The organism is Geminicoccus flavidas (assembly GCF_009806515.1).
Classification (GTDB): Bacteria; Pseudomonadota; Alphaproteobacteria; order Geminicoccales; family Geminicoccaceae; genus Geminicoccus; species Geminicoccus flavidus.
Genome location: NZ_WUJP01000018.1, coordinates 1 through 8,511, shown reverse-complemented (window position 1 = coordinate 8,511; position 8,511 = coordinate 1). Strand labels below are relative to the sequence as shown.

Below are 8,511 nucleotides of genomic sequence, written 5' to 3'. Positions count from 1 at the left end.
CGTCGACCGCGCGGTCGAGCATGTCGGCCACGCCCGCTCGGAACATCCGCGCCGCAATCACCAGGATGAAGCCGGACACGAACAGGGCGCCGGTCACGTCCGAGCAGGCGACGATGACCGGGTCGCTCGCCACCGCCGAGATCGTCAGCGTGATCTGGACGAACAGGGACGAGACCAGCTTGGCGAGGCGCGCCCGAAGCTGCGCCTGCATGATCACCGAGCGGGTGCCCTTCGCCGCCTCGTGGACCCTGGTCCAGGCCAGGAAATTGAGGAAGCTGTTCACTGCGCCGATGCAGGCCGCCATCGCCAGGCCGAACGGCGAGGCGTGGCTCTGGCCCTCGATCATCAGCGCCACCGCACCCTGCGCGATCCAGAGCGCGCCGCCGACCATGGCCGCGGCGATGATGAGGTTGCACATCTGCTCGAGCTTGCCCACGCCGAACTCGAAATCGACGAGCTGGCCGCGATGGATGCGGCGGAGCACCACGAGCGAATAGGCCTCGATCGCGATCATCAGCAGGCCGCGCACCGCCTCGGCCAGGCTGGTGAGCGAGCCGCCCACGATGCCGGCGAGCAGGACCGGGACGCCGATGGCCAGGTCCAGGCTGAGTCCGAACAGGATGGAGCGCTCCCGCTGGCGCTCTTGGGGGCCGATGGCGCGCGCGACCATCCTGGCCCTCAGATGCCCAGCCGGGCGCGCAGGATGTCGATCAGGCCGATCTCGGGAAAGTCGACATGGGCCGCCTGGCCGACCGGACAGGCGGCGGTGTCCGCCTCGGTCTGTTCCAGGGTCAGGATCGCTTGGCCGATGCCCGAACCCCGCCCCTTGGCGATCGCCGCCAGGTCGGCCTCGCCGATGGTGGCCGCCGCCCCCCTTGTGAGCAGCACCCGGGCGTGGCGCACTCGCCGCTCGCCTTCCAGGATCACCTCGGCCGGCATGGATGGGCGCAGCAGTGCCGCCTCCACGTCGCTCACCGGCACGTCGATCAGCAGGACGCTGCAGTCCAGCCATTTCGCCACCGGCGCGCCCACCTCCACCGTGGTGCCGGACCCGGTGACCACGCTCCAGATCATGGCGCCTGGCGGTGCGGTCACGGTGCCGGTGCTGACCTGGTCGAACGTCTCCCTTGCTGCCGCCGCCACCGCCCGCGCCTCCGCCAGCGAGGCCGTGGCATCCGCGAGGCCGCCGGCCAGCCGGGCCAGCTCCAGCCGCAGCGTCGTGCGGCTGCGCAGGCCCCAGTCCGGATCGTTGCCGTTCTCAAGCAGCGGCATGCCGTCGGCGATCGCGCGCAGGCGCAGTTCGGCCCGTGCCACCACGGTTTCCTGCTCGGCCTGCAGCAGTTCCAGCTCCAGGAGCTGCAGCCTCGCCTCGTCGATGGCGCTCTGCGAGGCGGTGCCGGTCCGGCCGAGCGCCTCCTTGCGCTCGGTCATGCTGCGGACCAGCGCCAGGCGCTGGCCGATCAGCGTGAGCTCGGCTCTGGCACCTTCGACGATGCTCTCCAGGTCCCGGGTGAACAATTCCGCGTGCCGGGTGAAGCGGTCCTGCAGCTCCGCGTCGAGCCGCCTGAGCTCGTCCAGCTCCGCCTGCAGGTCCGCGACGTTCGCCTCGGCGACCGCCACCCGCGCCTCCGCCTGGGCGAGCGCACTGCGGTCGGCCACCGGGTTGCGGATCGTCGCGATCAGCCGGTCCGCCCCCGCCCGCTCGCCGATGCTGACCGCCAGATCGTGGATCGTGCCGCGCAGCGGCGCAGTGGCAACATGGATCCTTGCGGTGACCGCGGCATCCCGGACGATCACCGAGCGCAGATAGGGTGTGAGGATCCAGGCGATGTAGCCCAGCAGGAGCAGGAGGCCCAGCCGCCAGAGCCAGCGGCTCCAGCGGCCGCCCGGCCGCTCCGCTGCAGCCTCACCGGCCATGCCGGCCGCCCCGGTTCAGCATGCCCATCCGCACCGACTTCGGGCGCATGGCGTCGGGATGCCGGCACCCACCGGCAGCAAACTGGACGCCCACCGCCAACAGCCTCCCCGCCCGGTGCCCTGGCTCTGCTACGGAACTGTTCCGCGTTTTCCGGGCATGCCGGTCACATGAGCCGATCTTGCTGCGGCAAGGAGATCAGTCCGCCCGGTGTGTCAAGACGGATAGCGTCGTCGAGTGGGCTGCTTCCGGAAGGGTGGCAGAACTATTGCCAGCTCCACTTCAGACAGCGTTGCCGGGAACACTCAGGCCGCCAGCCGTGCCAGTTGCTCCATGAGCCGGTTGGCCGCCTTCAACCGCTCCGCCGGACTCTTCGTGTCCTGGAGATAGAGGATCTTGTGGTCCGGCCGGACTTTCATCCTGCCCTTGCTCTCCGCGATCAGCCCGATCAGCCGGTCCGGCTGCGGGAAGCGGTTCTGGTGCAGGCTGAGCACGATGCCCTTGGGGCCCGCGTCCAGCTTGGCCACGTTGGCCTTCTTGCAGAGCTGCTTGATCGTGATGATCGAGAGCAGGTTCTCGGTCTCCGGCGGCAGCTTGCCGAACCGATCAACCAGCTCCGCGGCGAAGCTGTCGATCTCCTCGCGCTCGGTGAGCGAGGCGAGCCGCCGGTACATGGCCAGCCGCAGGTCGACGTCGCCGATCCAGCTCTCGGGCATGAGTGCTGCGGCATCCACCGTGATCTGCGGGGTCCAATCGACCTGCTCCTCCTCGCCCTTGGCACCGGCGCGCGCCGCGGCGATCGCCTCCTCCAGCATCGAGTTGTAGAGCTCGAAGCCGACCTCCTTGACATGCCCAGACTGCTCGCCGCCGAGCAGGTTGCCGGCACCGCGGATATCCAGGTCGTGGCTGGCGAGCTGGAAGCCTGCCCCCAGCCCTTCCAGCGACTGGATCACGCTCAGGCGCCGCTCGGCGGTCTCGGCGAGCTGCTTATCGGGCGTGGTGAAATAGGCGTAGCCGCGCAGCTTGGACCGACCGACCCGGCCGCGGAGCTGGTAGAGCTGCGAGAGGCCGAACAGGTCGGCGCGATGGACGATCAGCGTGTTGGCCGACGGGATGTCCAGCCCGCTCTCGACGATGTTGGTCGCCAGCAGGATGTCGATCTGGTGGTCGTAGAACTGACCCATCACGGCTTCCAGTTCCCTGGGCGCCATCCGGCCGTTGGCGATCCCGACCTTGAGCTCCGGCACCAGCTTGCGCAGGTCCTCGGCGAGCTTGGTCTGGTCGGCGATCCTGGGGCAGACATAGAAGCTCTGCCCGCCGCGATAATGCTCGCGCATGAGGGCTTCGCGGATCACCACGGGATCGGTCGGCATCACGAAGCTGCGCACCGCCAGCCGGTCGACCGGCGGCGTAGCGATCACGCTCATGTCTTTCATGCCGCCCAGCGCCATCTGCAAGGTGCGCGGGATCGGCGTCGCGGTCATGGTCAGCACATGGACCTCGGCCCGGAGCTGCTTCATCCGCTCCTTGTGCACCACGCCGAAATGCTGCTCCTCGTCGATCACGACCAGGCCCAGGTTCTGGAACTGTACGTCCTTGGCCAGCAGCGCGTGGGTCCCGATCGCGATGTCGATCCGGCCCTCGGCCAGCTCCGCCTTGATCTGCTTCTGGGCTTTGGCCGGCACGAAGCGCGAGAGCTGCTCGACCCGGATCGGCAGGTCGCCGAACCGCTCGGCGAATACCCGGTAGTGCTGGCGGGCCAGTAGGGTGGTGGGTGCGAGCACCGCCACCTGCCGGCCGGCGGCCGCGGCGACGAAGGCCGCGCGCAGCGCCACCTCGGTCTTGCCGAAGCCGACATCGCCGCAGATCAGCCGGTCCATCGGCTGGCCGCTCGCCATGTCGGTGAGCACCGCCTCGATGGCGTTGAGCTGGTCCTCGGTCTCCTCGAACGGGAAGCGCGCCACGAACTCGTCGTAGAGGCCGGCCGGCGTTTCCAGCGGCTGGCCCTTGCGCAGAGCGCGCTGGGCGGCGAGTGCCAGCAGCTCCTGCGCCATCTCGCGCACCCGCTGCTTGACCTTGGCCTTCCGCGCCTGCCAGCCGGCCCCGCCCAGCTTGTCGAGCTGGGCCTCCTGGTCGGCATGGCCGTAGCGGGACAGGATCTCCAGGTTCTCGACCGGAATGAACAGCTTGTCGCCGCCGGCATAGACCACGCGCAGGCAGTCGTGCGGGGCACCGCCCACCTCCAGGGTCACCAGCCCCTCGAAGCGGCCGATGCCGTGCTCGGCATGGACGACATAGTCGCCCTCGCCCAGCACCGAGAGGTCCTGGATGAACTTGTCCGCCCGCTTGCGCCGGGCCGACTGCCGCTGCATCCGGTCGCCCAGCAGGTCGACCTCACCCAGCACCACGATGTCGCTGGTGACAAAGCCCCGGTCGATCGGCAGGACGGCGAGCTTGGCCCCGGGCTGGGCGTTGGCGCTGGCCAAGTCCGGCACCACCGGCAGGCCCGGCAGGCCATGGTCGCCCAGCACGGTCCGCAGCCGGTCGGCCGAGCCTTCGCTGTGGGTCGCCAGGATCGGGTCCTTGCCCTGCTTGGTCAGGTCGCGGACATGGTCGGCGATCGCCTGGAACAGGTTGATCTCGCGGTTCTGCCGCTCCTGGGTGAAGTCGCGTGCGGGCTTCGCACCGAGGTCGACCACGAGGTCGATCCCGTCAGGCTTGGTGAGCGGTGGCGGTGCGGGGGTGAACGCGATCGTCTGGACCGCATCCAGCCGGCGGCGCAGGCTGCTCTCGTCCAGGTAGAGCAGTTCCGGCGGCAGCGCTCGATAGACCGTCGTGCCGAAGCTGGTGCCCTTGGGTGCCGGTTCCAGCCGCGCCTGGTAGTGCTCGCCAATCAGCGCCTGGCGCGCGGCGATCGCCTCCTCGGCATGGTGGTCGAAGGCGACCGCCCAGCCCTGCCCCAGATGGTCGAACAGCGTCACCAGCCGGTCGTGGAACAAGGGCAGCCAGTGCTCCATGCCCGGAAAATGCCGCCCCGCCGCCACCGCCTCCAGCAGCGGATCGTCGGTCACCGCGCCGAAGCGCTGGAGGTAGGCGGTCTTGAACCGCTCCACCGTCTCCGGGGAAAGGGTCACCTCGCTCACCGCCTGCAGCGCGACCTGCTCATGCTTGCTGGTGGTGCGCTGGGTGAGCGGGTCGAAGCCGCGGATCGTTTCCAGGACCGGGCCAAAGAAATCCAGGCGCAGGGGCTCGGGCGCACCGGTCGGCCAAAGGTCGAGGAGGCCGCCGCGCACGGCATACTCGCCGGCCTCGACCACCGTGCCACTGCGCCGAAAGCCGTTGCCTTCCAGATGCGCCACCAGGTCGTCACGCTTGATCCTGGCACCACGCCTGGCGACCATCCGTCCGCCCTGCACCACTTCCGGCGCCGGCACCCGCTGGGTCAGCGCGTTCACCGTGGTCAGCACGAGCCGCGACGAGGCCTTCTCGCCCAGTGCCGCCAGGGTCGCCAGCCTGATCGCCATGATCCCCGCATTGGGCGAGATCCGGTCATAGGGCAGGCAGTCCCAGGCCGGGAACGGCAGGACCGGGACGGCCGGGGCGAAGAAGCGGAACTGGGCGGCGAACTGTGCGGCACGCTCGGCGTCGCGGGCAACGAACACCGTGGAGGTGCCAGTCTTGGCGATCCGGCGCGCCAGATGCAGGGCGTCCAGCCCGAGTGCGGCGCGGGCCAGAAGAAGCCGGCGCGGCTTGGTGGCGGACGGTGCCGCTGCTTCGGCCACGGTGGCGCTGCTCATCGAGGTCAGGCTTTCCTGTTGGCCTCCGCGCGCAGGAGCGCGAAGACCTCGTTGTCGTGCCGGGCGGGCAAAGGCTGCATGTCGGTGACCCAGGCCCAGATGTCGACGTCCGCCTCGCCCAGCAGGCGCTCCAGCGCGTCCAGCGCCTGGTCGTCGAAGCTGTCGAGATGGCGGCGCGCGAAGCGGCCCAGCAGGATGTCGTTCTCGACCTGGCCGCGATGATGGCTCTGGTAGAAGAGGCGCTTCTTGCGATCTTCGGTCGTCTCGGTCATGCGCATGCCTTCGGACGATGCCCCAGGGGGACGGAGCCCAGGGGAACGGGGCCGGCAACGGGTCGGAGGCGAGCGGTCTAGCGGAGATGATGGACGGTTCCAAGGACGGTGCGCGCGCCGTGGTGCTGCCGGCGCACGAGCGGCCAGCCCCGCTTCTGCCGCTGTTCGCGCCGCTGCGCGGCCTGCAGGGTGTGGGACCGGCCCTGGAGCGGCGGCTGGCCAAGCTCCTGGGGCTGGCCGACCCGGCGGTGCTGGACCTGCTCACCCATCGCCCGGCCTCGTTCCTGGACACTGCGCCGGCGGAGCGGCTGGAGCCGGTGGACGAGGGCACCGTGCGTACCCTGGCCGTGCGGATCCTGGCCCACCATCCGGCACCTGCGGGCCACCGGCCCTTCCGGGTAGCCGCGGCCGGTACGGTCGGCGAGATCGAGCTCGTGTTCTTCGGCAATGTCCAGAGGATGGTCGAGCAGCGCTTCCCGATGGGCCAGGAGGTGCTGATCCAGGGCCGGGTGCAGCGCTTTGGCGAGCGCTGGCAGATGGCGCACCCGGACAGCCTCCGGTCGGACGAGGCCGGCCGGCCGCTCGCGGTCTACCCTACGAGCGAGGGGCTGCATCAGGGCACCATCCGCGGCCTGGTGCGCCGCGCCCTCGGCAAGCTGGCCGAGCTGCCGGAGTGGCAGGAGCCGGAACTGGTGCGGGCGGCGGGCTGGCCGAGCTTTGCCGACGCGGTCCGCCAGATCCATGCTGGCCCGGATGCCAAGGCCGAGGCTCGCCTGGCGATGGACGAGCTGCTGGCTGGGCAGCTCGGCCTGCAAATCGCCCGGCGCAGCCGCGAGGCGGCACCGGGCCGGACGGTCCGGGGCGACGGCCGGCTGCGGGCCGGCCTGCTCGCGAGTCTGCCCTTCCCGCTCACCGGCGACCAGGAACGGGCGATCGGCGAGATCCTGGCCGACATGGCCCAGCCCCAGCCCATGCTGCGCCTGCTCCAGGGCGACGTCGGCGCCGGGAAGACGCTGGTGGCGCTGATCGCCATGCTGGCGGCGGTGGAGGCCGGCCACCAGGCGGCGCTGATGGCGCCGACCGATGTGCTGGCGGCCCAGCATGCCCGGGGGCTGGCGCGGCTGCTCGCACCCTTGGGCCTGGAGCCCCTGCTGCTGGCGGCCAGGATCAAGGGCAAGGAGCGGCAGGCGATCATCCGACGGCTCCAGGCCGGGGAGCCGGCCCTGGTGGTCGGGACCCACGCGCTGCTCCAGGAGGATGCCGCGTTCGCCGACCTGGCGCTGGCCGTGATCGACGAGCAGCACCGCTTCGGCGTGCGCCAGCGGCTGACCCTGCGCGCCAAGGGTGCCGCCGTCGACCTGCTGCTGATGACCGCTACCCCGATCCCACGGACCGCAGCGATGAGCGCCTATGGTGACATCGCCACCAGTGTGCTCGCCGAGCGCCCGCCCGGCCGCCAGCCGATCGCGACCGCGGCCGTCTCGGCGGAGCGCATCGCCGAGGTCCATGACGCGGTGCGCCGGCGCCTGGAGCGAGGTGAGCGGGTCTACTGGGTCTGCCCGCTGGTGGAGGTCAGCCTGCGCGAGGACCAGGCGGCGGTGGAGGCCAGGGTCGAGGACCTGCGCCGGCAGTTCGGCGATGCGGTGGGCGTGGTCCATGGCCGGCTGAAGGATGCCGCCAAGGACGAGGCGATGCGCGCGTTCGCCGATGGCCGGACCTCGCTCCTGGTGGCGACCACCGTGATCGAGGTCGGGGTGGACGTGCCCGAGGCCAGCCTGATCGTGATCGAGGCGGCCGAGCGCTTCGGTCTGGCCCAGCTCCACCAGCTCCGCGGCCGGGTGGGCCGCGGCCGGATTGCGTCGGCCTGCATCCTACTCTGGCGCCCGCCGCTCTCCGCTACCGCGAGTGCCCGGCTGAATGCGCTGCGGCGCACCAATGATGGCTTCGCGCTGGCCGAGGAGGACCTGCGGCTGCGCGGGCCGGGCGAGATCCTGGGCGAGCGGCAGAGTGGGGTGCCGGTCCTGCGCCTGGCCGACCTGCAGCGCCATGCCGAGCTGATCCCAATGGCGGCGGCCGCCGCACGCCGGGCTCTGGCCGACGATCCGGGCCTGCGCCAGCCCCGCGGCACGGCGCTCCGGCTGCTCCTACACCTGTTCCGGCGCACGGATGCCCTTGGGCTGCTCGACGGAGGCTGACGGCTGGGGCAGGCCGCCCCGATTACCGCCGACGATGCCGAACGACAGGATCATCTTGAACGCCTCGTCCACCGTGATGTCGAGCACCCGGATCCGGCTGCGTGGCACGAAGATGATGAAGCCGGAGGTCGGGTTCGGGGTGAGCGGGACGAAGACCGAGACATGCGGCCCCTCGACCTGGTCGCCCACCGCATCCGGCGCCTCGCCGGTCATGAATCCCACCGACCATTGGCCGGCCGTCGGGAACTCGACCATGACGACGTCACGGAACGCCTTGGCCTGCTGGGCGAACAGCGTCTCGAACAGCTGCTTCAGCGTCGCGTAGATCGAGC

At 70.7% G+C, this 8,511-nt stretch carries 6 protein-coding genes; 1 reads left to right on the top strand and 5 read right to left on the bottom strand.

Going from position 1 to position 8,511, the window contains the following annotated elements; genetic code table 11:
* The 4 genes from EQG76_RS00430 to EQG76_RS00415 form a co-directional block, all read right to left on the bottom strand.
* Nucleotides 1–670: cation transporter (locus EQG76_RS00430; protein ID WP_159709601.1), on the bottom strand; the 670-nt coding region annotated here is incomplete at its 3' end.
* A gap of 8 nt (nt 671–678) precedes the next feature.
* Nucleotides 679–1,917, bottom strand: a complete 1,239-nt coding sequence (locus tag EQG76_RS00425) for an HlyD family secretion protein (RefSeq protein WP_159709599.1) — start codon at nt 1,915–1,917, stop codon at nt 679–681.
* Nucleotides 1,918–2,220: 303 nt separating this feature from the next.
* Entirely contained in the window at nt 2,221–5,712 is a 3,492-nt protein-coding gene (gene mfd, locus EQG76_RS00420) for a transcription-repair coupling factor (protein WP_159709597.1), read from the bottom strand.
* Between the two features lie 5 nt (nt 5,713–5,717).
* Nucleotides 5,718–5,984, bottom strand: coding sequence for a succinate dehydrogenase assembly factor 2 (locus EQG76_RS00415; RefSeq protein WP_159709595.1), 267 nt, complete (start codon nt 5,982–5,984; stop codon nt 5,718–5,720).
* Between the two features lie 89 nt (nt 5,985–6,073).
* Between EQG76_RS00415 and recG the strand changes: the two genes are divergently transcribed.
* Complete coding sequence (recG, locus tag EQG76_RS00410) at nt 6,074–8,179, top strand: ATP-dependent DNA helicase RecG (protein WP_159709593.1); 2,106 nt, start codon at nt 6,074–6,076, stop codon at nt 8,177–8,179.
* On the opposite strand, the gene EQG76_RS00405 is transcribed toward recG, so the two are convergent.
* The coding region (locus tag EQG76_RS00405) for a DUF502 domain-containing protein (protein WP_159709591.1) at nt 8,129–8,511 on the bottom strand (383 nt) is incomplete at its 5' end. The two genes, recG and EQG76_RS00405, sit on opposite strands and share 51 nt — an antisense overlap.